This is a genomic window from Dysgonomonas sp. 216, from assembly GCF_010501065.1.
Taxonomy (GTDB): Bacteria; Bacteroidota; Bacteroidia; order Bacteroidales; family Dysgonomonadaceae; genus QVMM01.
In genome coordinates, this window is sequence record NZ_QVMM01000006.1 from 115,907 (window position 1) to 142,268 (window position 26,362).

Below are 26,362 nucleotides of genomic sequence, written 5' to 3' on the forward strand. Positions count from 1 at the left end.
GTTATGAAGAAAATTTTTACTGTTGTATTGTTATTTGCCTTTTATAGTACAGTGTCTGTGTTCTCGCAAGAAGAAACGAATAACAAGTTGTTGGAGAAACTGGTAGAGAAAAATATCTTAACAAAATCGGAGGCTGAAGAAATCCTTTCCGAATCGGAACAGGAGAGTAGCACTACAAAGTTAGAGCAAACAGTAGAGAAAGTAAGGAATGCATTTAATACTCCTTATATGCAGTTTGGTGGATACGGATTGTTTTGGTATCGGTATAATCAGTACGAGAATGTGCATCACGACATGAATGCCCGTGTGGTATTTATATCAGTTAGAGGCCAGTTAAACAAGTATTTCAGGTATTTTATACTGGCCGATTTTGTTAATCCACAGTTGTATGAATTTTATGGAGAATGGACGCCTTCAACCGCTTTTAATTTAAGAGCAGGTCAGTTCAAAATACCTTTCTCGTTAGAAAATCCATTTTCATTAACCGATCTTGAAACAATAAGTAATACACGGTCAGTATCTTATCTGGTAGGTATGGCTGGAGATCCTATTCAATGGAGTAAGATGGATGGTTCTGCTGTTAATCATACAGGGCGCGATGTCGGGGTTATGGCTTCGGGTTCGTTGTTAAACATAGGCACACACGACCTGATACAATACGGTGCTGGTGTATTTCAGGGAACAGGTATGGGAGTTCGGGAGAATAACAGTACGAAAGATTTTGCGGGAAACATAATTGTGCAACCAATAAAAGATTTACGTATTGCCGGTAATTTATATGCCGGTAAAACGTCATATAGAACGTCGCATAGAGTGTTGGATGTATATCCTTTTAAATATCCTTATACATACCAGATAGACGAGGAGCATGGACGTAACCGTTGGGGGTTAAGTGGCGATTATAGGAACGGTGGTTTTTATGCACGGTCGGAGTGGATAAAAGCTAACGATGGAGGTATAAAAAAAGAAGGCCTATATGGCTTGGCCCAATACTATGTTATTCCTCAAAAATTGTCACTGTTGGCTAAAGTTGATTATCTGAATATCGATAAAAAAAATAATAACGAAGTATTTGATTATGTTGCGGGCATGGACTATTATTTCTGGAAAAAATGCCGCTTGCAATTGAATTACATTTACTCCGATTATTCTAAAAACTGGAGTCAGCGTTCGTGCGAAAATACAGTCCAGCTACAAATGCAGATCGCATTTTAAATATAGATAAATGAAGCGGATTTTTAAGTGGGTACGGAATATTATACTGTTTTTATTCCTGTTCAGTATTTTGCAGGTTGTGTTGGCAAAATATGTACCTGTTTATATAACTCCGCTAATGGTAATAAGGACAATAGAGCAGCTAAGAACCGATAAGCCTGTTAAATTACAACACAAATGGGTTTCTATTGATAATATATCGCCTCATTTACCTCAGGCGGTTGTAGCTTCCGAGGACAATTTGTTTCTTGAACATTCGGGCTTCGATTTCAAACAAATAGAAATAGCCCGTAAGGATGCCGAAGAAGGAAAGCGGGCCAGAGGTGCAAGTACTATATCGCAACAAACGGCGAAAAATGTGTTCCTTTGGCATGGACGTTCGTTTGTCCGTAAAGGCTTAGAGGCTTATTATACTGTGCTAATAGAGCTTGTTTGGGGTAAAAAACGTATAATGGAGGTCTATCTTAATTCTATCGAAATGGGAGAAGGTGTGTATGGTGCAGAAGCAGTAGCACAGGCCCATTTTAATAAACCGGCTAAAGACCTGACAAAAGAAGAGTCGGCTGTTATTGCTGCTACCTTACCCAACCCCCGACGTTTTAATTCGGCTAAGCCATCGAGGTATATTCTAAAACGCAAGGATAAGATTTTGTCGCTCATGGATAAAATAAAACCAGTTAAATTCGATTGATTTTCATTATATCTTCCGGCTCTGTTATACTTAAACATGTTATCTTTGTTATAAATAAAATATTTGATGTTACATTTTAAAGCTATAACTAACAGTCAGAGTTATGCCTGAATGGACATAAATGTTAAAATAATAGTTTACAATAGATTATAATGAAGTTTTTTAAGTATACAGTTTTGTTAACTGTCGGTTTTTTATTCTCTATGAAATCATTCTCGCAAGAAAATAACGCTTTACTTTCGTTAGACGACCTGATTCCCGGTGGAAGCACATATAGTAAATACACGGTAAAGATGCCTTCGCAATTACAATGGTGGGGCGATAAACCTGTCTATGTGAAAGGCGATTCTATAATGATTGCGCCATTGACAAAAAAAGACAAGGTTCAATTACTAATAACAAAAAAGATATTGAATATCGGGCTTACAACTTTAGGTCAAAAAGAGTTGTCGTCTATTCCCGAAATTAGTTTTCCTTACCCCGATTCGACAATTATATGCTTTAATAAAAAAGACGAAATTCTTTTATACGATTTTGCCGATAAAAAAGTGTTGGCTTCGTTATCTGTACCTTCCGATGCAGCGAATATCGATTTTTCTATCGAAAGCAGAAGGTTGGCATACACAAAGGAGAATAATCTTTTTATAGTTCAACCAGACGGAAAAGAGCTCGCTTTGTCTAAAGATAAAAATGAAGGAATTGTTTCGGGGCAAGCGGTACATCGTAACGAGTTTGGTATAACAAAAGGTACATTTTGGTCGCCAAAAGGAAATTATCTGGCTTTTTACCGTATGGACGAAACAATGGTAACCGATTATCCTTTAATAGATATGTCGGCGCGGGTGGCTAAGCTAAATAACATAAAATATCCGATGGCGGGTATGAAAAGCCATCAGGTGACTATTGGAGTTTACAATGTACAAACAGGAGATACTGTGTTTCTGAAAACGGGCTTACCCAAAGAAAAGTATCTGACAAATATAGCATGGGCTCCCGATGAAAAGAGCATTTATGTTGCCGAGCTAAACAGGGGACAAGATACTTGTTTGATGAAGCGTTATAATATACGGACAGGAAAACAGGAGGCCGTTTTATTCGAAGAGAGCCATCCTAAATATGTGATTCCTGAGAATCCTGTAATGTTTTTGCCCGATAATCCTTTGCAGTTTATTTGGTTGAGCAAACGTGACGGATATAATCATATGTATTTGTATAATGTTGACGGAACTGTATTAAAACAGTTGACTTCGGGTAATTGGGAAGTGCTTTCTATTATTGGTTTTGATGCAAAAGGCGAAAATGTTTATTATATATCGTCGCACGATTCTCCAATCGAGCAACATATTTACCGTCTGGATTTAAAGAAAGGTAAGACAACTAAACTGTCGAAAGACGCAGGGATACACACTGCCTTATTGAGCAAGTCGGGGAGATATATTTGCGATTCGTACAGTTCGCAATATAATCCGGGAAAAGTAGCAATAACCGAAACAGGTAAAAATAGTACACATGTTTATTTCGAAGCTACCAGCCCTTACAGAGATAAATTGCTACCCGAAATTACATTGGGTAGTGTAAAAGCAAATGACGGGCAAACCGATTTGTATTACCGTATGGTAAAGCCTACGAACTTTGACCCGACAAAAAAATATCCTGCGATTGTTTATGTATATGGTGGCCCTTTTTCTCAAATGGTGACAAATTCGTGGATGGGGCAAGTCCGTGGTTGGGATATACATATGGCTAATAAAGGATACTTGGTATTTACACTCGATAATAGAGGAACATTGAGGCGGGGATTCGATTTTGAGAACGCTACACATCGTCAGTTAGGTATTGTGGAAACACAAGACCAGATGTCGGGTGTGAACTTTCTGAAATCGCTTTCGTATGTTGATGAGAATCGCATTGGTGTACATGGGTGGAGTTATGGCGGATTTATGACACTGAACCTTATGTTACGCCATCCCGAGACGTTTAAAGTAGGTGTTGCGGGTGGACCTGTAACCGATTGGCATTATTACGAGATAATGTATGGAGAGCGTTATATGGATAGTCCGGCAGAAAATAGAGACGGTTATGAAGAAACCAGTATGCTGAATAAAGCAGGAAACCTGCAAGGGCGTCTTTTACTTATACATGGCGATGAAGATCCTACGGTTGTTATGCAACATAGTTCTCTGTTCTTGAAAGCCTCGATAAAAGCAGGTAAGCATCCCGATTTTTTCATTTATCCGGGGCATGGGCATAACATGACGGGTAAAGACCGTGTTCATTTACACGAACATATAACCCGCTATTTCGACGACTTCCTGAAGTAAAAAGTCTATTTAAATAACTTGTCTATATCGCTATCGGAGAAGACATTTATTATCATCTTTCCGTCAGGTGTGTATTTGTGATTTTCGGCGCTAAAGAGAGTGTCAACAATTTCGTTAATCTCTTCGTCCGATAATTTGCATCCACATGATATTGCTCCGGCGTACGCCATAGATAAGGCTAACGATTCTTGTATCTCGTCTTTAACATCGCTGCCACTTTCTATACTTTTGTTTATCATATTACGAACCAAATCGGTAGCATTCACATTGTTCAGTTCGGATGGGATACCATTGATAGCGTAGCTGTTATTTCCGAGGTTACTTAAATCAAATCCTACAGCATCAAAATCGTCTATTAAGTATGGAACCATAGAGGCTTCCGAAGCCGAAAGCTCTATTATTTCGGGAAACAAAACGCGTTGCGAAACACCTTTCTTTTGTTGTATTTGATATAAAAATCTGTCGAAAAGAATTCTTACATGCGCTCTGCGCTGGTCTATAAACATTAAACCCGATTTTACCGACGTAATTATATATTTGTTTTTGTATTGATAATGTATCGAGTGCGATTCGTGTAACTTTTCGTCTTGTGTATTAGGCGAGAATAAAGATGTTCCCTCGTTCTCGTTATCAGGAAAGAATTGTTCTTTGTTGCTACCTTTTTCTTTTTCGAAACCCTCATATAATGTTTCCCAATTCATTTGCGGACGCTTGTAAGAAGAGTTTCCTCCTCCGCTACTTCCCGATTGTTTGAAGGGGTTAAAAGTAGGGTCTATATTTATTTGCGGATGACTGATGTTTAAGTCGGGATTATGGATAGGTATATCTATTGCATCTTGTGTATCGAAATCGATAGCAGGAACTTCGTTCGATTTTCCCAGAGCCGATTTTACTGTTGCTGCCAATATTTGCCAAAGAGGCTGTTCGTTTTCGAACTTAATTTCGGTTTTAGTAGGGTGTATATTTACATCTATGGTAGAGGGGGCAACCTCAAAATAAATAAAGAAATTAGGATTTTCTCCAACAGAAATCAATGATTCGTATGCCGATGTAACCGCTTTTGCAAAATAAGGATGCCTCATATAGCGTCCGTTCACAAAAAAGTATTGTTGTGCCCTTGCCTTTCGTGCCGATTCGGGTTTACCAACAAAGCCTCTTATTTTAGCAAGAGTTGTTTCTATTTCTATCGGTATCAACTGTTGGTTGAATCCTTTGCCTATAACGTTTAATATGCGTTGTTTCAGGCTGGTTTGTGGATATTTCAGAACTTCAATATCATTTTCGATGAAAGTGAAGTTTATTTCAGGGTTTACCAATGCAATACGTTCCAGCTCGGTTAAGATGTTTTTTTTCTCTGTTTCGTTCGATTTCAAGAATTTACGACGCGCCGGAACATTAAAAAATATGTTCTTTATCGAAAAATTAGAACCTTTAGGACATGCAACACATTCCTGATTTTCGACTTTCGATCCCAGAATGCTAATGAGTGTTCCTACTTCGTCGTCTTCTTGTCGTGTACGTAATTCTACATGCGATATTGCTGCAATAGAAGGGAGGGCTTCTCCTCTGAATCCCATTGTACGAAGCCCGAATAAGTCTTCGGCCGACTTTATTTTTGATGTGGCATGTCTTTCGAATGCTAGTCGTGCATCGGTTACCGACATTCCTTTTCCATTATCAATAACCTGAATCAGAGTGCGTCCTGCATCCTTTATTATTATTTGAATGTCGTCGGCTCCTGCATCTATGGCATTTTCTACTAATTCTTTTACAACCGAAGCCGGGCGCTGTATAACTTCGCCGGCAGCAATTTGGTTTGCTATCGAATCGGGTAATAAATGTATAATATCGCTCATTGGTTATTCTAAATTATGTAATCTTTACAAAGATACTGCAAAGTAGCTTATAATAACAATTTGTTTTTTTACAAAACCTGACACATCTGACAGATTTATCGTTTTTTTAAATTATGCTTATTTACTGCCGCGTATCTTACCGATGCTTGCCTTCGTTCATTTTGCCTTGATGCAAAACGAACCAAAAAATCAAGACTGCACCTGCTGTGCGACCCGCCATTTAGCTTGTTCACTGAACAAAAAATAACTCGCACAAAAGCTTGTGCAGACTTTAAAGTCAGGCTATGCTCAAACAGCTTTTTGATTCCTTTTGCGGCATAGGGCAAAAGGAATGCAAGTGATCTTCGATCACGCGCAGTAACAACGGTAAATTAGTATTATTTTAAAGAACACTTGCTATAGATTTATTCTATCAATATAGAATTATCCCTAGCCCAAAACACTCTGAAAAGACTAAATAAAAAAAACCTGACACACCTGACACTTTTTTCATTTTTAGAAACCATGCACTCGAAGATGGTGTTTAGTTTGGCTATAACAAAACTCTATTTGTCCAGAACTGGATTTGGATTATCAATTTCTGTTATAGGTATTCTATAAAAACCTGACAGTTTTTCTTGTTTTTTTGAAAATGTTGGATGTTAGATTCCCGATAACTTACTCCATATTATAGATAAAGCCCGATGTTATTTATACATAACGAATTTGGCTTTGTATGCGTTTGTGTTTCTTTTTTTATCGTATGAATAATGATATATAAAAAAGGTTTCTGAAAAAAATAAAAATCTATGTTAGCAACGTTTAGGCATTAGTCGAAGTTTTATTATAGTAGAGATTTTACCCGGTCTGTTTTTTCGTCATCGGGTAGGGAAGAGGCAAGCCAATGAATGGTAAGCCCTCGTTTTTCCATACCCCTGAACCAAGTCATCTGGCGTTTTGCAAATTGATGTATAGCTATCTCAAGCTGCGAATACATTTCGTTATACGACAATTTACCGAGAATATGCAAAGTTATATACTTATATTCCAAACCGTAGTAAATGAGGTCTTCAGGGGCAACTCCCTTGTCGAGTATAGAACGTACTTCGTCTATCATACCTTCTTCTAAGCGGGCTTTAAGCCGTTTACTTATCTTAGCACGGCGGGCTTCGCGTTCGATGTCTATTCCTATAATAAGACTGTTTATTGGAGGATACTCGTTCTGTTCAAGTGGATTATCCTTTTTGTATGCTTCTATTTCTATCGCGCGGATTGCTCTTTGCGCCGTGTCTATATCGGTCGAGTTATGTAGTTGTTTGTACGAACCGAGTATTTTACTAAGTTCTTCCAGACTTTTACCCTCCAGCTCTTTTCGCAGGTTTTTGTTCTCGGGTACGTTAACTAAAGAATACCCTCTGAGTACCGATTCGATATATAGCCCCGAACCACCACACAATACAGGGAGTATGTTTCGCTGTTTAATGTCGGTATATGCTTTGTGAAAGTCGTGTTGATATTCGTAAATATTGTATTTTTCGCCGGCCTCGCAAATGTCGATAAGATGATATGGAATTTGCTTGCCGTTAACGGTGTAATCGTCAAGGTCTTTACCTGTTCCTATATCCATCGTTTTGTAAACCTGTCTCGAATCTCCGCTAATTATTTCGGAGTTTAAATCGTATGCCAGTTTGCAGGCAAAGCCCGTTTTTCCCGATGCAGTTGGCCCAAGTATAGTTATTAATTCGAAATTATTCATAAGGCAAAGATATACAACTCGGTAATAAAAGGCTAATTTTAAAAAAAACAATTTATCTTTGCAAGTTCTAAATATAGATTAAAGGAAAATGAAAGAAGTAAAGAGTTTGGTTAATAACATAATCGCTGCATGTCAGGATAAGAAAGCTAAGAACATTGTAACTGTCGACATGTCAGACCTACCGGGTAGCATCTGCCAATATTTCGTTATTTGCGAAGGAAATACGCCTACACAGGTTTCGGCTATTGCCGACGAGATAGTAGATGCGTTGAAGAAGAAAAAGAAAGAACGTCCTATCAGTATCGATGGCTTACGTGAGGCCCGTTGGGTAGGTATTGATTATGGCACAGTTATTGTTCATGTATTTATTCCCGAGTTGCGTGAGTTTTACGATATAGAACATTTGTGGGCCGATGCTAAGTTGGAACAGATACCTGATATTGACTAGCGCAACAATAAACGGATATATTTGTTATAAGACAAAACAATGAAATAATCCCCCTTTAAAAGAAATTCATGGATAATAACAATAAAAAATCTCCCCAGCCTCAAAAGCCTTTAGGAGGAAAGAACCCTAAAATGCCTTTTAGTACGTACTGGATTTATATGGCTGCCCTTATGATTATTTTAGGGCTGTATGTTTTTCTGGGCGATGCAGTAATAAAAGAGGTGTCGTGGACAGATTTTCAAAAATACACTCGTGAAAACTATATCGAGAGAGTAGTAGTTTATAAGAAGAAAGGAACAGCGGAGGCTTTTATCCGTCCCGATTCGGTGGAGGCTATATATAAAGAGAATGCCGATAAAGTAGGAAAAACTCCGTTTGTACTAGTGGCTATTCCTTCGATAGAGAGTTTCAACAACTTCATGAATACTCTTGAGAGTGAGAGGACGGCGGCTTCGGGTGAGGCTCAGAAGAATGCGATACCTGTAAATTACGAACCCGGTTCCGATTTGTGGGATGGTATATTGGCGTTCCTGCCTTTCATCCTGCTTATAGGTATCTGGATATACCTAATGCGTCGTATGTCGGGAGGCGGTTCGGGCGGTTCGGGCGGCGTGTTTAACGTCGGCAAATCGAAGGCTCAGCTTTATGATAAAGGATCGGATCTTAAGGTTACGTTTAAAGATGTAGCAGGCTTGTCGGAAGCGAAAGAAGAAATTGAGGAAATTGTAGAGTTCTTACGTAACCCTTCGCGTTATACCGAAATTGGAGGAAAAATTCCTAAGGGAGCTTTACTTGTAGGCCCTCCGGGAACAGGTAAAACTTTATTGGCAAAAGCTGTTGCAGGTGAGGCAGATGTGCCTTTCTTCTCGTTGTCGGGTTCCGACTTTGTGGAAATGTTTGTGGGAGTTGGTGCATCACGTGTTAGAGACCTTTTCCGTCAGGCTAAAGAAAAATCTCCATGTATAATATTTATTGACGAAATAGATGCGATAGGTCGCGCACGTGGAAAGAATCCTAATTTTGGGTCGAACGATGAGCGTGAAAATACGCTTAATCAGCTTCTAACCGAGATGGATGGTTTTGGAACAAACAGCGGTGTTATTATTCTTGCGGCAACAAACCGTGTTGATATATTGGATAAAGCATTATTACGTGCCGGACGTTTCGATCGTCAAATAAATGTAGATTTACCCGATCTTAACGACAGAAAGCAAGTATTTAAAGTGCATTTAAGACCTGTAAAAATAGACGATTCGGTTGATGTTGAGTTCTTGGCTCGTCAGACTCCGGGATTTTCAGGTGCGGATATTGCAAATGTTTGTAATGAAGCAGCTCTGATTGCAGCGCGTAAAGGTAAAAAGGTTGTAAGCAAAGAGGACTTTGTGAATGCTGTAGACCGTATAATCGGAGGATTGGAGAAAAAGAATAAGGTTACAACGTTTGAAGAGCGTAAAACCATTGCTATACATGAGGCCGGACATGCAACATTAAGTTGGTTTTTAGAACATGCCAATCCGTTGGTTAAAGTTACTATAGTGCCACGTGGAAAAGCATTAGGAGCCGCTTGGTATTTACCTGAGGAACGTCAGATAACAACTAAAGAGCAAATGCTTGACGAAATGTGTGCTTTGCTTGGAGGACGGGCAGCCGAAGAGGTGTTTATAGGGCAAGTATCATCGGGGGCAGTAAACGACCTTGAGAGGGTTACTAAGCAGGCATATGCAATGATCTCTTATATGGGATTGAGCGATAAGCTTCCTAATATAAGTTATTACGATTCGTCGGGTCAGGGTTATGGCTTTACAAAACCTTATAGTGAAGAAACTGCTCTGATTATAGATAAAGCCGTTCAGGATATGATAAATGAGCAGTATGAACGAGCAAAGGGGCTTCTGAAAAAACATACCGGCGGACATAATGAACTGGCAAATATATTGCTCGAAAAGGAGGTTATTTATGCTGACGATTTGAAAATTATATTTGGCGAACGCCAATGGATATCGCGTTCGGAAGAAATTCTTCGCGAGACAGAAGGCAAAACACCTTCTCCCGATTCGGAAGAAGCAGATAAGCCTAAAGATCCAATTGAGAATATTGGCGAAGAAGATAATACTCAATCTCCATCAATTCAGGACGAAGAGAATAAAGGAGAATAAGAATTGAATTATAAAATAATAGATAAAAGGTGGTTTAAAAAGCCACCTTTTTTAGTTTTCTGTAATATAATATCTTTGTGTTGGTAATCTTCCGATTTTGTTGTTTATGGATTTGTATGTTTATATATTTCTGATAGCATTTATTGCTACAGTGTTTCGTTCGACCTTTGGCTTTGGTGAAGCATTAATAGCAGTGCCTCTCTTGAGCCTTTTTCTTTCGATCGAAATTGCTGTTCCATTAACAGTGCTTATGTCTATAATAGTAGCCTTAACTATCGTAATTCAAGACCGTAAGCAAATATACTTCTCAAGTGTAAAATGGTTGGTCTTTTTTGCGGCATTGGGTATTCCGTTTGGGCTTCTAATCCTTTTTTATGGTAACGAATTCTATGTGAAGATAGCATTAGGAATATTAATCATATTATATTCTCTATACACTCTGTTCGGTAAAAATACCTTCTATTTGAAAACAGATAATAAGTTCTGGCTTTTTATTTGTGGTTTTCTTTCGGGTGCTTTTGGTGGGGCATATGGTATTAATGGGCCTCCGTTGGTTGTGTATGGAAATATGAGGAGATGGGATGCTCAATATTTTCGTGCAACTTTGCAGGCATATTTTCTACCTGCCAATCTTCTCGGATTATTAGGGTATATATACAAGGGAATGGTTACGGCTTTAGTTGTAGAATACTTTCTTTATTCTTTGATCGTAATATTCCCTGCTATATTTCTGGGGCGTTATTTTAATAAGAAGTTGAAGGGACGTTCATTTTATAAGTATGTTTATTCTGCACTTATCCTGATAGGGCTTATTTTAATAGTAAGTACCGTTGTTAAAAGTATTCTATAAACACATCTGCCTGCCAAAAACTGAGTGTAGTTTGTCGGCAGGCAGTGCTATTATAGTAATATTAGAAAGAGTCTTTACTTAACTACAATCGTTTTTCGGAATGCTATATTATCAGAAGAGCCTCCTATCTGAATTTCGAATTCGCCGGGCTCGACTACTTTTTGCATTTTGGTATTATACAGAGCCAATTCCGACACGGGTACTTCCAACTGAATTTTTGTGCGTTCCCCCGATTTTATCAGTTCTTTTTTAAACGCTTTCAGTTGTTGGATAGGTGTAGAAACCGAGCTTATCATATCTCTCACATATAGTTGAATAACTTCTTTTCCATCCATGTTTCCTGTATTTTCTACCTCAACAGTAACTTTTATGGTTCCGTTATCGGTGAAAACGCTATCGTTCAGAGTACAATCTACATACTTGAAGTTGGTATAGCTAAGTCCATATCCAAAGTTGTATAGAGCATAGGGCTTTTCGAATATATAATGTCCGTTAGGTTCATCAAGTGAACCTCCCTTGTCGAATATTTGCTCCCGATCGGTTGGGTAATAGTTATAGTAACAAGGAGTGTTTCCGGTACTGCGAGGGAAAGATACATTTAGCTTGCCCGACGGATTTACATTTCCGGCTAAAATATCGGCCATAGAATTTCCTTGTTGTTCGCCTCCGTAAAATTGAACCAATACTGCATCGGCGTTTTCTTTTACCCACGAAAGCACTAGTGGCTTACCTGTAATTAATACAACAATAATGGGTTTTCCTGTGGCTTTGGCTGCTTTTATCAGGTCTAATTGTTTCCCCGGTAAATCTAAAGATGATATATCGAAACCCTCTCCCGAAGTTACCTTATGTGATTTGGCTTCCCGTCCCAGCCAGTAGCTGCGTGTACCTACGGCAATAACAGCTAAATCGCTTTTTTCTACAACTTTTACAGCGTCGGCAATCCCCGATTCATCCTGACTCCACCAATCGCACCCGTCTATCTGGTTAATAGTGGCTTTTTTGCCAAGTACATTTTTAAGGCCTTCGTATAACGAAACACACTCTTTGTCTTCGGGGGTTACCCATGCGTAGTCGCCTGCTATTCCATGGTCGCTATTTGGACCTATTACAGCTATTGATTTGTATTTCGACATATCCAGCGGTAATATATTATTCTTGTTTTCTAACAGAACAGCACTTTCGTCTGCTACCAACTTAGCCAGTTTTACGTGATCTTTGTTACGTATTACTTTGCTTAGGTTTTCGGAACTTCCGTAAGGAGCGTCGAATAAACCTAATTCAAATTTACTTGTAAGAACACGACGAGCAGCCCGGTCTACGTAGCTTTCGTCCAATTGGCCATTTTTAACCTGCTCTTCCAATGTGTCGTAAGCCCAGTCCCAAACATCCATGTCGATACCGGCCATAAGTGCTTGTTTAGCTGCTTCGTGACTAGTAGAAACCGCGAAATGGAAAGTCTTCAGACGATCGACAGAACCCCAGTCTGAATAAACAAAGCCTTTGAAGCCAAGTTCTCCACGCAGGAGGTCGGTCATGTAATAAGAAGATCCGGTAACGGGAACCCCATCGTAAGCACTATAGCAACTCATAATTGCAACAGGATTAGCTTCTTTAATAACACGGGCGAATGGATACGTATACAAACTGCGTAGTTCGCGCTCGCCTCCGGGAACAGAAGCAGCATTTAATCCACCAGTAGGAGTGCCATGTGCAACAAAATGCTTGGGCATACATCCTACTCCGTTCTCTTGAAAACCTCTGACAAAGCCGATAGCCATTTCCGAAATCAGATAAGGGTCTTCTCCAAAAGTTTCTTCAACACGCCCCCAGCGTAATTCTCTGGTAATATCTAGTACCGGAGACAAAACCTGACGAATACCTATAGCACGGGCTTCTTTTGCTTCGGCTTCGGTCATTTGACGAATTAAGTCGGGGTTGAATGTACTGCCTTGCGCTATTGCTTGAGGAAATATAGTACATCCGTTCTGCAAGATACCGTGAATACCCTCAGCCGATGTCAGTATAGGAATACCTAAACGGGTTTTTGTAGCCATATATTCATTCATTTTTTTGAATAAATTGGCGGCATCCTGAGCAGACATACTCATTTCGTGGGCAGAACCAAAACTCTCACCATTGTAAGTACCCTCAATGTTATTAATATCGCTTGTTGAGCGATTTTGTAGCTGACGTATTTTTTCTTTTAGCGTCATGCGTTTTAAAAGATCCTCAACACGTTCCTCAACCGAAGCCGATTTGTTTTTATAAAGAGGTAAATCTTTTTTATTTTGCGCATCGGCAGAAAAAAGAAATAGTCCTGATAGGCATAAAACGATCAATAATTTTATTTCTCTCATATTCTTTTATTAGGTTCATTATTTAGCAATCTTTATTCTACTCGAATAGAATAACTTCCCCCTGTGTTATGTATAGAAAGGCTTATCTTTATAAAACCTGACATATCTTACAGTTTTTTTATAAGTTTGTTATACTGATATTCAGTAGAATATAATCCCCCAAATAATAGATAAATACAAAATTAAATCTCTTTCAGGCGAATAATCATACTACTGTATTCGTCTCCAAGATTAAGACTGACGCCTTGCTCCATCAAGTATTTGCCACTTATCACTTTTTCGTGCTGATTCAGCTTTTTGTCAATATAGTTTATTTCTTCCAACTTATATTTCTTGTTCGGATCTAGCCCTTGCATTTTAAATGGAGGCGTTAGTTGACAGCGAAGATTTTCGATCCGGTATGCAAAAAATACTGCGTCTTTTTTATCTTCCGATATATACATCAACGATGCTACGCCTTGTCTTTCGTATGGCGATATAAGCCTGTATTGATCGCCTAGTTGTACTATGGGGCGAATCTCTTTATAAGTTGCAAATGCTTTACGGGCAAAATCTTTTTCATTGTCGGGTATGTCTTTAGGCTGCATTTCCATACCTAATCTTCCGCTCATGGCAACATCGAATCGATATTTAAGAGGAACTATTCTTCCCGATTGATGATTTTTTTCGGCACTTACGTGTGCTGCAATAGCAGAGGCGGGATAATAATGTGACACGCCCCATTGTATATAAATACGTTGTAAAGCATCTGTATTATCACTTGCCCAAAACTCATCAAAATATGGTAATACACCGTAGTTTGTACGGCCACCACCGCCTCCGCAAGCTTGCATAGCTAAATTGGGATATTTTGCTTGTATCCGTTGAAGCACTTTTATTAGTCCCCTGTGATAATCGATATATAAATGCGATTGCTTATCTTTTGGCAGATAGTAAGACCCATAGTTGTGCAGGTTCATATTCGCATCCCATTTTATATACGATATTTGAGGGTACTTTGTCATTAAGTCGTCAACTATACCGAAAACAAAGTCCTGAACTTTAGGATTTGAAAGATCTAAAACCAATTGTGTTCCTCCACGTCCCATCTCAGGGGTACGGTTATTTTGGCATATTATCCAGTCGGGGTGTTTTTCGTATAATTCGCTTTTGCTGTTTACCATTTCCGGTTCAATCCAGATACCGAACTTTATATTGTTATTTTTAGCCGATGCAATTAAAGCTCCAATACCTTGGGGTAATTTTTCAACATCAACTTCCCAGTCGCCTAATCCTGACGAATCGGTTTTACGGGCATATTTGTTTCCGAACCAACCATCGTCCATAACGAATAATTCGCCACCTAATTTCGAGAAATCAGACATCATGTCGTTCATTACTTCCTGGTTCACGTTAAGGTATACGCCCTCCCAGCTATTGAGCAATACATCGCGTAGTTGTGTACCATGTGCTAATTTATGATTCCTTGCCCAACGATGAAAATTGCGGCTTACTCCGCCTTTACCTTCCATACTGTAGGTTATAGCAAGCTCAGGCGTGCGGAATACCTCTTTAGGCATAAGAACATATTGAGAGGCATCTTCGTTGATACCTGCAATAATGGAAGTTTTGCGTGAATGGTTTGTATCGAACTTTAAAGAATAGTTTCCGCTCCATGCTAATGTTGCTCCCAACACAGCACCGCTATTTTCGGACGGAGCTTGACCGAACGATAGCATGAACGATGGATTGTCGTCTTGTCCGTTGCGTACCCCATCTTTATTTTTTATAACCTTAATACCGGGCAACAATTCTTCTTCAAATAAATATCCTTCGGCTGTCCATGTTCCATGCAGGTGCGAAAGCCAGTTTTTATTATCGCGAAGAGGGATATAGGTTGATGCGAATTTATAAAGGGTTACAGGTTTTTTCTCGCTGTGCGATATCTCAGTCCAAGCCTCTATAACATCTACATCCTGAAAAGCTTTGTAGCAAACTTTTACCTGAAAAGGATAAACAGGGTCGGATAGAACAAATTTCCATACTTGTGCATTACCTTCTGTAGATTTTTCTACATTATTAAAAAGCAAATCCAACGACATGTTGCCATCTGCATGTGTAACCTGAATAGCCGGTTCACGGGTACACTCCAGCCCAAAAGCCGGATAAGCCGGTTGCCATAATGCGGTTCCACTATCGTACACTTCGTCCGCCGACTCTATACGCGAACCATAATATTGAATATTCAGTTGTTTACCTTTTACTCCTTCTACAAATAGTGTAGTATTAGGCGTGGAAATTAAATAATTTTCAGCATTGGCTGCAAGACCAAATAAAAGACATACTCCGGAAAGGAGTAATTTGAACTTGTTCATGAATTTTGTAAATTTATTTATTGATAATTAAAGAATTATTTTTGAAGATTTTCCGTCTACTGATAATACATAGAGTCCTTGGTTGGTTATTGGAATCAGCTCGTTTGTACTGCCTTGAGCCACCATTGTTCCCGTTGTATTAAATATACTAACAACCGATGCCATTGGGCTTTTTACTATAAGTCCTCCTTTCACTATCTCAACATTGAAACTTATATCGGTCTTATTTGAATTTATGCCTGTTGGCGAGGCTGTAGCGAAAGGACTACCGGCATAAGATTGATCGAGGGCTTGTACACCGATGGTATAATCTCCGTCGGGTAATGACATTACATACTCCTTTACATGCGAAGATAGTGCAGTTTGCAAGTCTGTTCCCACTTTTATGCGTCCTGTGTTTATGTCGGCAGGAATTGCCATCCATGTTTTTCCAGTGGTATTATTTTTTACATATATATTGTAACGCAATGCTTGCTGAGCTGTGATATTATCGGTTGCCGGTTGCCATGTTATTTTCAGTAAACCGTTCGTAAAGCTGGCTTTTACCGATTGGGGAGCTGTTGGAGGTTCGTTGTTTATTCTTCCCGCTTCGGTTGGTTTATTTTCGTAAATGCGTACGGGAGATCCATAAGCGTCGCCCGCATTAGATCCTTTTTCGCCGGCAATTATTATGTCCATATTGTTATCGCCGTTGATGTCACCCATATTTATACCACCTTCTTTTGTCGAAATAATAGAGTGTCCGGTATCAGAAATAAATTTTTGATTTTCGTTTTGGTAATAAACCCTTGTTAAATCGTTCTCTCCGTCATATCCGGTCACAACTAAATCCATACGTCCGTCGTTGTTGAAATCGGCAAATAAAAGATTGGCTTTATTTATTGGTACAATACCCGTTTGATCCGACTCTTTGAGCGTGAATTCGGGCATCTGGGTTGTTGGATTAACCGTATTGTAATATATCCTGGAATAACGTGCCCAGCCATCGCCATGTCCTGTAACTATTACGTCTAATGTGCCGTCGCCGTTAACATCAGCAAGAACAGATTGGCTTTGAAAAGATCCCTTGATATTGTCGGGAGTTATGTCTTTAAATGTTCCGTTTTTCATATTCATGTAAATACGGATACCATCGGCTACATTGCTATAGCCTGTAAAAAAAATATCGAGCCATCCATCGTTATTAATGTCTCCAAACATGACAGAACCGTTTGATGCCGAACGAAATTTTCCGGGAGTTCCCGATCCATCTTTGGGTAAGGCACACTCTTGTATCTCAAACTTTCCTGTCCCTCCCATATTTTTATACAGGTCTACGCTGCGGTCGGTATCGTAAGACATAATAAGAACATCGTTGTATCCGTCGTTGTCGTAGTCGCCAACCGATATTGTATTGAAATACATTTCGTCGCATTCTTGCCTAAAGCCTGTGTTATATACTTCTTCGAACAGGTAATTGCCCTCTTCTCCTAAATTTCGGTATAGTTTTGCGTATTTACTGCTCATGGGGAAACGCCAGTCTCCCCCTTTCCCCACAACCAGTAAATCTAAATTACCGTCATTATCATAATCGAAGAAAACCGAATTGGTCCAAATTGTGACCTGCATATTTGCGTCATATTCCTGAACCAGAGAGAATGTTCCGTCTCCGTTATTTTTAACCAATGTAGCCATTTCGTTCCAAACATGCCAATCGGCATATTTGGGACTGTCATCTTCTTCGTAAGTGAAACCACCGGGCCCGTCGCATTTATAATCAAACCAATTGAAATCGGCTTCGCCTGTTTCGTTTTTTGTGTTGTATGAAAACAACCCTACACGCGATCCTTTCCAGTCGGCAGATCCTAACGAGAACTTATCCTTACAAGGAGTGTATGTTACATTATCGAGGCTGTAGTATAGCTGAAACTCGTTGCTGTTTGAGTTTAAAAGAGCTTTAAAATAAACTGTTTCCTCTGTTACTTTCACTATTAGTTGTGAAGAACCGTCCAATTCTATATATATAAAATTACCGGAGCTTCTGCGTTCAACACCTATTGCATTATATTTATTCCCGATGCAAGCTAATCCTGCACGCTGACCTTCTGTCATCCGACTACAATTAATCTCGGTAGATGCTTCGCCAAAAAATCCCATCATTTTTTGAGTAAACATATTACGGGCATCTTTTAGCTTGCTGGCCTTCAGTGCTTTTATTGTTAAATGTCCGGGGCGTTCGGTTAACGACCAATGTGTATTTACCGGATTGTGGTTAAATTGCCATTGTACGGCTAATTGTGACGATGAAAAATCGTCGCTGGTTTGTGGTGCTGTAATAGCAACGGTTTTATTGATATTAGGTTTCGCCCATTCTTTTACGGGTTCGCCTATTCCGTTCATATCTTTGTCGACACCCACAACAGGCCATCCGTCTTCCCAACGTGTTGGTTGCAAATGTACTATTCTGCCAAGAGGTTCTTTCGATTGGAAATGGTAGAACCACCATTCTCCTTCTGGAGTATCGACAAAAGCTCCCTGATGAGGGCCATTAACATTGGTTGCGCCTTGCTCCAATACTATTTTTTGCTCGTATGGCCCATAAATGTTTTCGGAACGTAATACTGTTTGCCATCCTGTAGCAACACCTCCTTCGGGTATGCTCATGTAATAATATCCGTCTTTTTTAAACATCTTAGTACCTTCGGCTACAGGTCCTTCATAAACGGTAACCCCTTCATCTAACAATGCAGTTCCGTCGGGTTTCATCTTGTGTACAATAATAGGGCCTCCTCCTAGTTGGCTTCTGCCTAAATAGGCATCGCCGTTGTCGTCCCAAAACGGACATGGGTCTTCCCAACCGTAAATGTTTTTTACATTCAGAAGAGGCGACCATGGACCTTCGGGGTTAGTTGCATTAGACATGAACAAGCCTTCGTGAGGACTACAGAAAAATACCCAGAATTTTCCATCATGGTAACGAATTACAGGAGCCCAAGAACCTCCTCCATAGCGTTCATTTTTATCATACTCGGGAAAATCGAATTTATCGTATACTTGTCCGATTATTTTCCAGTTAACCATATCGTCCGATTCGAGAACCGGTATGCCAATGAAATGAAAATCGGAGCAAATCATATAATATTTTTCGCCTACACGAATTACGTCCGGATCGGAGTAATCGGCGTTTAAAATAGGGTTTACGAATGTTCCATCGCCTTGATCGCCCCAACGGGTGTCTTTGTTTTGTGTGCGTAAATACCAACCTGAAGAACCACCTACGTCTTGTCCTCCGTAGAAGACATCCATGTGTCCGTTATTAGTAAAGTCAGCTAACACAGGGCGTGCTCTGAAAGATCCGGGAAATAGATCTTGTACTTTTTCGTTCTGACTCCCTAATCGATTAAATTTGGTTGGTTGTTGTGCCGAAAGATTAGTAATAGGCACTAACAATAAAACAAATAATAATATTTGTTTTAGAGCATTGCTTTTCATGCTTTAAATAATTTTTAGGTTAATAACTCGTTTGCCGTATTGCAAATTTATAACCAATAGTTTTTCAGGCTTGTATACAAATGTTTCAAAAAGTGTAACGCTTGTTGAAATCGGATTGAAAAATAGAAAATTTAGCGAACATGTTTATTATTCGCATAGTAGTGTGTAATTATATATTGGGGGGAGGATATTGTTTTTAGATAAAATGTGCTATTTAAAACAGTATGTATTTGTTAAGGTTTTCGGAGAGAAAAGAGGCGAAATCCTGCTCGAAATTAGGGGTAAATATGCCCTTTTTTAAATTTGCTTTTATTTTCGGAATGCTCCAGAATTTACCATCCGAAACCTCAAACATGTCGGGTTGCGGAGTCTGTTGTGTTATGGCGTAAAAACAATAAGTGAGTTCTCGTTCGAGCGGCGTTTCGATAATATGTTTTCCAATGTATTTTATATCTAAACCTGACAAGTTCAGTTCCTCACGGGTTTCTCTCACTACTGCTTTTTCCGGAGTTTCTCCAAAATCTATGTGACCGCCAACTGCTGTATCCCATAAGTTAGGAAAGATATCTTTCTTATCCGAACGTTTTTGCAGATACAGATAACCATCTTTATCGAGTATATGCAGGTGTACAACAGGATGGAGGATTTTTGAGCCACTGTGGCATTCGCTTCGGGTTGCTTGCCCTGTAACGTTACCTTCGATATCTACTATCGGAAAAATCTCTTCATTCATGTTTTAGCTATTCCAAATATCCCAAGCGGCTAAAGCTTGAAGTTCGAGCATTTCGTACCCATCTTTTATTTGTGTGCCTTTTTCGGCTCCTAGTTTTAAAAATTTGGTTGGAGACGGATTATATACCAGATCGTATAATAAATGAAGGCTTGTAAGATACTGATATGGAATATCAGGACATGTATCAATATCAGGGAAAGTACCCAATGGTGAAGCGTTGACGATAATTGTATGCTCGGTTATTATCTGTTCGTTTAATTCGTCGTAAGCTATCGTGTTGTTTTGTTTTCGTCTGGAAACATATTGGGTTTCTATTCCAAGATTTTTTAAACCTTGAACAACAGCTTTAGATGCACCGCCTGTTCCTAAAACCAATGCTTTTTTGTGGTGCTCTTTTAACAATGGGCTTATGGATTTTTGAAAACCAATGACATCCGAGTTATATCCCTTTAGTGTAAGATTACCTTCGTTCTTTGTTATTTTTATAACATTAATGGCTCCTATGTCTGCAGCATCTTTGTCTATTTGGTTAAGGAACTGAATTACCTGTTCTTTGTACGGAATAGTAACGTTCAGCCCATTCAGGTTCGGATTATTGGCTATAATGTTGGAAAATACCGAAATATCAGGAATTTCAAAATTGCAATATTCGGCTTCAATTTCTTCTCGTTCAAATTTTTCGGTAAAAAATCGTTGCGAAAAAGAATGCTTTAATGGATATCCGATCAATCCGTATTTTTTTTTCATCTTTTAATAATCAATATTACCTGTCGAAATAGAAGTCATATTCGAATTTAAGACTGTCTAATATTTCCTTTTCCAAAGGGTTGTCAGATTCATTAAATTGGTTCAGATGTTCTAGAATACTATCAGCCTGTTTCTGAGCCGAACGCCCGATGTGTTTCAATGCAAGTAAAGCGGCATTGCGCAATGAAATATTTTCGGGCGATACAATGTCTTCAAATATGTATGTAAGTTTTTCGTATCCGAATTCCGAATTTATGATCTTCGATAAGAATAGGCGTACAAGCAACCAATAACCTGTGGCTCTTATATTTTCATTGTTGCTTGCACTCCACTTAAAAACAAGTTCTTCGGCGAATGGTAATTTCGAAAATAAATTGAGGCACACTTGCTCTCGTATCTCCTGATTTGGAATTTCCTGAACCCAACGTTCGGCTTCGTTTTCTGTAAACATTGTGGATGGGTAGAGCAGAGTTGCAAGTATTTTCAATTCACGCACATCTTCTTTCCACAATGCTTCGGACAGATCTTTGTCGGGTTGATAGTGGGCTGCAATTTCTTTGATTTTATTTAACGAGACACCAAAGTTAAGCTTATAGTTTAAGCCCTTATCTCTCATCCCTGACGACACAACACCGTTCATTGCCAAACGACAACGTTTACGTATGTCTCTGATTATATCCGTTGTTGTCATACTTCAAAGTCAACAGCTTTTCTGTCCGATGCAGCTTCTTTTACAAGAGCTCCAGCCTCCACATGTTTGGGGTGGCTGGCGTAATAAGTTAAAGCATCTTTCGATTCAAGTTCAGCAAACAATGCTACATCATAGTTCGAAGGCGATTCGAGAAAATTTATTCCGACCTCAACTTTAATCAGACCTTCAATCTGCCCGTTCAAAGCTTCTAATTGCTCTTTTATCAATAAGGCGGTTTCTGTTTTGCTTTTTCCGTTAACTTCTTCTTTTAGTTTCCAGAATACAATATGTTTTACCATATAATTTTATATTAATGCTTCCTGTATTTAAAAGCACAAAGATATTAATATTTAAAGCTGCTACCACCAAGAAATTCTCTTAAAAGAGACGTTGGGGGCAACTCCCTGTCGTTTATATAATTGAAATATCCTAAAAATTTAAGCAGCCTGTAAGCCTCAGCGTATTCGGGCACATTTTTCGGAACCTGTAACAGTATAGGTTCGGCATAGCGGCGTAGTGCGGCTAACTCGTAGATCATTGCAGAGTTAAACATTACGTCTGCATTTTCCTGATAAGGGAATATCCATTTTTCTTCGCCTTTTCGTACGCTTCCCCAGCGCGATAATGTATCTATCGGCGAATAATTACGGTATTTGTAATCGCGCACCATGCGACGCAATAAACGATTGTCGGTTGTTGGTATCCAGTTGTGGTTGTCAAGAGAAATGGCCGTAAGGGCGGATACATAAATCATAAACTTACTGGAATCGTCTATTTGCCTTGTCAGTTCAGGATTCAAACCATGTATGCCTTCTATAACCAGAATGCTATGTTTATCTATTTTAAGTGTATGTCCTTTGTATTCGCGTTTTCCTGTCGTAAAGTTGAACGAAGGAATAGATACTTCTTCGCCTTGAAGCAATTTTTTTACATCGCTGTTGAATAAATCCAAATCGAGGGCATAAAGCGATTCGAAATCGAAATTGCCATTTTCGTCTTTAGGTGTATGTTCCCTGTCTACAAAATAGTCGTCGAGAGATAAACCTACAGGTTTTAATAAGTTGGTCATGAGCTGTACTTCCAACCGTTTACGGAAAGTAGTTTTTCCCGACGACGATGGCCCGGCTACTAACACTACACGAACCCCGTTTTTATATCTTGCGCTTATTTGGCTGGCTATGTCGGCAATGGTTTTTTCCTGTAATGCTTCCGATACTTTTATAACCCCCGATGTCATCCCTTCTTCATTTACTTTATTTAGGTCGCCTACATTTCTAAGATTAATAATGCCAAGCATTTTCGATTGCTCGTTGTATATATTATGCATTTTTTGCTGGTTAATAATAGGTTCGAGGTCAACCGGATTTTCCCTGTTGGGAATACGAAGCAGGAATCCCTCATCGAATTGCATTAAGTCGAACATGTTTAAACATCCACTTGATGCAGCTAAAGAACCATAAAAATAGTCGACATAATCGTCTATTTTATGGTATTTAGAATACAACATACCCGATGTTTCGAGCAACAGGGCTTTATCTTCGAAACCGCATTTGCGGAACATTTCTACAACTTTTACTGTTTCGTCCTCAAAAGGGATAAATGGAATGTCCTGAGCAATAAGCTCGTTCATCCTCTTTTTTATTGTATCCAGATTGGCATTCAATAATTTCCCGTTTCGGGTAATGGTACAATAGTAGCCTTTCGAGACAGGATGATTTATATCCATTGTTGCATTCGGATATATGTCGTAAACTGCTTTTGCCATGATAAAGCATAATGCCCGCACATAGCTACGCATGCCCGAAGACTCGCTTATATCGATAAATTCTATCGATTTAGGATTGTAAACCCTGAAATGCAATGATTCGGTTTTGTTATTGACCTTTGCATTCGATATTATAAATGGTTTCTTAACACCAAATAGTTCTTTTATTTCCAGTAAGCTCGATCCTGCCGGAACATCCATGTAGGTATTGGTGTTTTTGCAAAAAACAGATATCTTTTCCATATAATTTTTTATTGTGAGTATTCAAATATATTAATAATTAATCAAATTGTTAAAATGCACTCGCCAGAAAAACAAATATTACCATAATTAAGGATATAATAATATATTTAACGATCCGAAATCGGAAAAAGCCGGCCTCTTGTGTTTATAAAGAAATTTGAAATGTTTATCTTAGCCGCAAATTTTAGCTATTCATGAAATCTTATCTATTATTTGTTGCAATAACAGGACTTACATTAAGTGGTTGTAAATCGAAAGAGCAAACATGCAGATGCTCCTATCGCTCGGAGATAAATATAAACGAAAATTTTGATAGTGTGTCGATTGGCGAGAGTTGTTATTCTCCTTTTCTGGATGCAACTGAAGTTTTAGAAGAACTGGTTCTAAATATACCTGAAGCTCCGGAGCTTATATATACACCTCCCACTTATAACCAATTGTCTCAAGATGTTTTAAGTAAAGCTTTTGAATATAAGGGCGTGAGGTATAGAACAGGAGGAACTTCGTTGAATGGAATGGATTGTTCGGGTTTGGTATACACTTGTTATAAAGCATTTGGGGTGGCATTGCCACGAACTTCAATTGAAATGTCGAAAACTGTTACCGAGATTACACGACATGAGGCTCGTCCCGGAGACTTGGTCTTTTTTTGTACAAATAAAAAACATCAGCGGATAAATCATGTTGGCTTGGTTGTAGAAGCTAAGGGACGTGAAATAACGTTTATACATGCATCTATAAAAGGAGGTGTAAAAATATCTTCGACAAGCAAGGAATTTTATAACAGAACACTGGCAAAAATAGGGCGGGTATTGGAAGCCTAAAAATAGTAGAAAGAGTTTTTCTAAAACATTTGTGCATCAATATCTGTTGTTAATATTAGTAAGCAGTTTTATCTTTTAAAACATCAGGACTATGAATAGGTTATTATTGTATTTGGTTATTGTTTTATTTTTAGGTTCGTGTTCTTCTTCGAAACATGATAACGAGTTGTTGATAATTGCATCAGAGCAAGGTGATTGTGTAGGGGTTGCTCCTATGAAATGTCTTTTGGTGAAAAATGAAGAACAATCTGAATGGCAATTTTTCTATAATAGTATTGAAGGTTTTAATTACGAACCGGGGTACGAATATGTAATTGAAGTAAAGTCGGAAGTTATTGAGAGTCCTGCTGCCGATCAGTCGTCAATTAGATATATATTGGTGAAGGAAGTTTCTAAAACAAAAAAGAAATCGGAAAATCTTCCTACACTAAAAGATGAAATTACTCCTGTCGGAGATGAATTGTGAAATAGGAAAAAATCGTTTGATAATAAGCAAAATGTTGGCTCAAGCTGTTGTTACAGTTTGAGCCAACATTGTATATTAGGATCATGTGGGCAGTATCCCAAAAACTGTGTAAATAGGAATAACGGAGGGTTTGCAAACCCTCCGTTATTTTTTTGTATAACTTTATAACACAGTTTTATTATGGGAAAAGAATTAAAAAAAATCATTAAAGAGAGCGGCGTTTTAAATGAACTTAAGACGCAAGAAGATGTTAGCAACCTACTCAAAGAGCTTCATTCTGATTTATTGGAAGCTATGCTTTCAGGTGAGTTGGAATCACATTTAGGTTATCCTAAAAATCAAAAAAGCGATACTACCAATGCCCGCAATGGCAGTAGCTCTAAAAAGATTAAGACAGAATTTGGAGAATCTACTATTGAAGTTCCCCGAGACAGAGAAGGTAGTTTTGAACCTGTGATTGTCCCCAAGCACCAATCAACGGCAACACCGATAGAAAACATCATTATATCTCTGTATGCCAAAGGTATGAGCGTTTCGGACATCGAACAGGAACTTCAGGATATATATGGTTACAGACTCTCCACATCTGCCATATCCATTATTACAGATAAAGTAAACCAACAGGTGTTGGATTGGCAGAACCGCCCCTTGGAATCAATTTATTGTATTGTCTGGATGGACGGCATTGTTTTCAAAGTCCGTCAAGGGGGCAAAGTTATCAACAAAACCATTTATCTTGCTGTTGGATTGAATCGTGAGGGTTATAAAGAAATCTTGGGTATGTGGCTTGGACAGAATGAATCCGCTGCATTTTGGCAGGGCGTATTGACTGACTTAAAAGCCCGTGGAGTAGAAGATATTCTTATTACCGTAACAGATAATCTGAACGGTTTTACCCAGGCTATAACCAATGTCTTTCCAATGGCAAACACACAGATATGTGTGGTGCATCAAATCCGAAATTCCTGTCGTTATGTAGTTTGGAAAGACAAAAAAGAGTTTACCGCTGACATGAAGCTTATATACAATGCTACAAACAGGGAGGTGGCTAAGCAAGAACTGCAGCGATTTGCTCAAAGATGGGAAGAAAAATATCCTTATGCAGTACAATCTTGGAAGAATAATTGGGAAGAACTAACCGTATTTTTTGACTTTCCACTGGAAATCAGAAAAATAATTTATACCACCAATCTGATAGAAAACCTGAATGGGAAAATCAGAAAATACACCAAAAATAAATTAGTTTTCCCTACTGATGATGCTCTGAAAAAATCTGTGTATCTGTCGCTTATGCAGATTTCAAGAAAATGGACACAACCTATACAAAATTGGGGATTAATTTTAAATCAATTTATAACTATATTTGCAAAAAGGGTTCAACTATAAAGATAGTCAAACCCTCCGTTAGCTATTTACACAAAATTATGGACAGTGTC

The 26,362-nt window shown here is 38.7% G+C and carries 19 protein-coding genes; 9 read left to right on the top strand and 10 right to left on the bottom strand.

All coding sequences use genetic code 11. The features are described 5' to 3' along the window. Positions 1–3 precede the first annotated feature (3 nt). From D0T53_RS05310 to D0T53_RS05320, 3 genes are all read left to right on the top strand, one after another. Positions 4–1,215, top strand: coding sequence for a porin (locus D0T53_RS05310; RefSeq protein WP_163265818.1), 1,212 nt, complete (start codon positions 4–6; stop codon positions 1,213–1,215). A gap of 10 nt (positions 1,216–1,225) precedes the next feature. Beyond that, complete coding sequence (mtgA, locus tag D0T53_RS05315) at positions 1,226–1,906, top strand: monofunctional biosynthetic peptidoglycan transglycosylase (RefSeq protein WP_163265820.1); 681 nt, start codon at positions 1,226–1,228, stop codon at positions 1,904–1,906. Positions 1,907–2,109: 203 nt separating this feature from the next. Further along, on the top strand, positions 2,110–4,227 hold the full coding sequence (locus D0T53_RS05320) for a S9 family peptidase (RefSeq protein ID WP_255489395.1): 2,118 nt from the start codon (positions 2,110–2,112) through the stop codon (positions 4,225–4,227). Positions 4,228–4,232: 5 nt separating this feature from the next. On the opposite strand, the gene mutL is transcribed toward D0T53_RS05320, so the two are convergent. Together mutL and miaA are read right to left on the bottom strand one after the other, a co-directional pair. Beyond that, entirely contained in the window at positions 4,233–6,083 is a 1,851-nt protein-coding gene (gene mutL / locus D0T53_RS05325; protein WP_163265824.1) for a DNA mismatch repair endonuclease MutL, read from the bottom strand. A gap of 823 nt (positions 6,084–6,906) precedes the next feature. Continuing rightward, positions 6,907–7,818 carry a tRNA (adenosine(37)-N6)-dimethylallyltransferase MiaA gene (miaA, locus tag D0T53_RS05330; protein WP_163265826.1) on the bottom strand — a complete coding sequence of 304 codons (912 nt, stop codon included), beginning with the start codon at positions 7,816–7,818 and terminating at the stop codon, positions 6,907–6,909. An 88-nt stretch (positions 7,819–7,906) separates the two neighbouring features. On the opposite strand from miaA, the gene rsfS reads away from it, so the two are divergent. From rsfS to D0T53_RS05345, 3 genes are all read left to right on the top strand, one after another. Continuing rightward, positions 7,907–8,266 carry a ribosome silencing factor gene (rsfS, locus tag D0T53_RS05335; RefSeq protein ID WP_163265828.1) on the top strand — a complete coding sequence of 120 codons (360 nt, stop codon included), beginning with the start codon at positions 7,907–7,909 and terminating at the stop codon, positions 8,264–8,266. A 68-nt stretch (positions 8,267–8,334) separates the two neighbouring features. Continuing rightward, positions 8,335–10,422, top strand: a complete 2,088-nt coding sequence (ftsH, locus tag D0T53_RS05340) for an ATP-dependent zinc metalloprotease FtsH (RefSeq protein WP_163265830.1) — start codon at positions 8,335–8,337, stop codon at positions 10,420–10,422. A gap of 106 nt (positions 10,423–10,528) precedes the next feature. Further along, complete coding sequence (locus D0T53_RS05345; protein ID WP_163265832.1) at positions 10,529–11,272, top strand: sulfite exporter TauE/SafE family protein; 744 nt, start codon at positions 10,529–10,531, stop codon at positions 11,270–11,272. 74 nt (positions 11,273–11,346) lie between these two features. On the opposite strand, the gene D0T53_RS05350 is transcribed toward D0T53_RS05345, so the two are convergent. The 8 genes from D0T53_RS05350 to D0T53_RS05390 form a co-directional block, all read right to left on the bottom strand. Continuing rightward, the gene (locus D0T53_RS05350) at positions 11,347–13,632 is read right to left on the bottom strand and encodes a glycoside hydrolase family 3 N-terminal domain-containing protein (protein WP_163265834.1); all 2,286 of its coding nucleotides are present in this window, start codon (positions 13,630–13,632) and stop codon (positions 11,347–11,349) included. A gap of 182 nt (positions 13,633–13,814) precedes the next feature. After that, the gene (locus D0T53_RS05355) at positions 13,815–15,986 is read right to left on the bottom strand and encodes an alpha-galactosidase (protein ID WP_163265836.1); all 2,172 of its coding nucleotides are present in this window, start codon (positions 15,984–15,986) and stop codon (positions 13,815–13,817) included. 27 nt (positions 15,987–16,013) lie between these two features. Continuing rightward, a complete protein-coding gene (locus tag D0T53_RS13550) occupies positions 16,014–19,271 on the bottom strand; it encodes a family 43 glycosylhydrolase (RefSeq protein WP_370457789.1) in 3,258 nt (1,085 codons plus the stop codon). A 400-nt stretch (positions 19,272–19,671) separates the two neighbouring features. Next, entirely contained in the window at positions 19,672–20,190 is a 519-nt protein-coding gene (locus D0T53_RS05370; RefSeq protein ID WP_163265838.1) for an NUDIX domain-containing protein, read from the bottom strand. Positions 20,191–20,193: 3 nt separating this feature from the next. Continuing rightward, positions 20,194–20,937, bottom strand: coding sequence for a shikimate dehydrogenase (locus tag D0T53_RS05375; protein ID WP_163265840.1), 744 nt, complete (start codon positions 20,935–20,937; stop codon positions 20,194–20,196). A gap of 16 nt (positions 20,938–20,953) precedes the next feature. Continuing rightward, a complete protein-coding gene (locus tag D0T53_RS05380; protein ID WP_163265842.1) occupies positions 20,954–21,628 on the bottom strand; it encodes a DNA alkylation repair protein in 675 nt (224 codons plus the stop codon). Further along, entirely contained in the window at positions 21,625–21,927 is a 303-nt protein-coding gene (locus D0T53_RS05385; RefSeq protein WP_163265844.1) for a Dabb family protein, read from the bottom strand. The genes D0T53_RS05380 and D0T53_RS05385 overlap by 4 nt, the downstream gene beginning before the upstream one ends. 44 nt (positions 21,928–21,971) lie before the next feature. Further along, on the bottom strand, positions 21,972–23,636 hold the full coding sequence (locus tag D0T53_RS05390) for a nucleoside kinase (RefSeq protein ID WP_163265845.1): 1,665 nt from the start codon (positions 23,634–23,636) through the stop codon (positions 21,972–21,974). A gap of 194 nt (positions 23,637–23,830) precedes the next feature. On the opposite strand from D0T53_RS05390, the gene D0T53_RS05395 reads away from it, so the two are divergent. The 3 genes from D0T53_RS05395 (at position 23,831) to D0T53_RS05405 (ending at position 26,312) form a co-directional block, all read left to right on the top strand. Beyond that, the gene (locus tag D0T53_RS05395; RefSeq protein ID WP_163265847.1) at positions 23,831–24,460 is read left to right on the top strand and encodes a C40 family peptidase; all 630 of its coding nucleotides are present in this window, start codon (positions 23,831–23,833) and stop codon (positions 24,458–24,460) included. Positions 24,461–24,551: 91 nt separating this feature from the next. Beyond that, the gene (locus D0T53_RS05400) at positions 24,552–24,926 is read left to right on the top strand and encodes a DUF4377 domain-containing protein (RefSeq protein WP_163265849.1); all 375 of its coding nucleotides are present in this window, start codon (positions 24,552–24,554) and stop codon (positions 24,924–24,926) included. Between the two features lie 180 nt (positions 24,927–25,106). Beyond that, positions 25,107–26,312: an IS256 family transposase gene (locus tag D0T53_RS05405; RefSeq protein ID WP_163265851.1), complete on the top strand. Its 1,206-nt coding sequence runs from the start codon at positions 25,107–25,109 to the stop codon at positions 26,310–26,312. Positions 26,313–26,362: the final 50 nt, after the last annotated feature.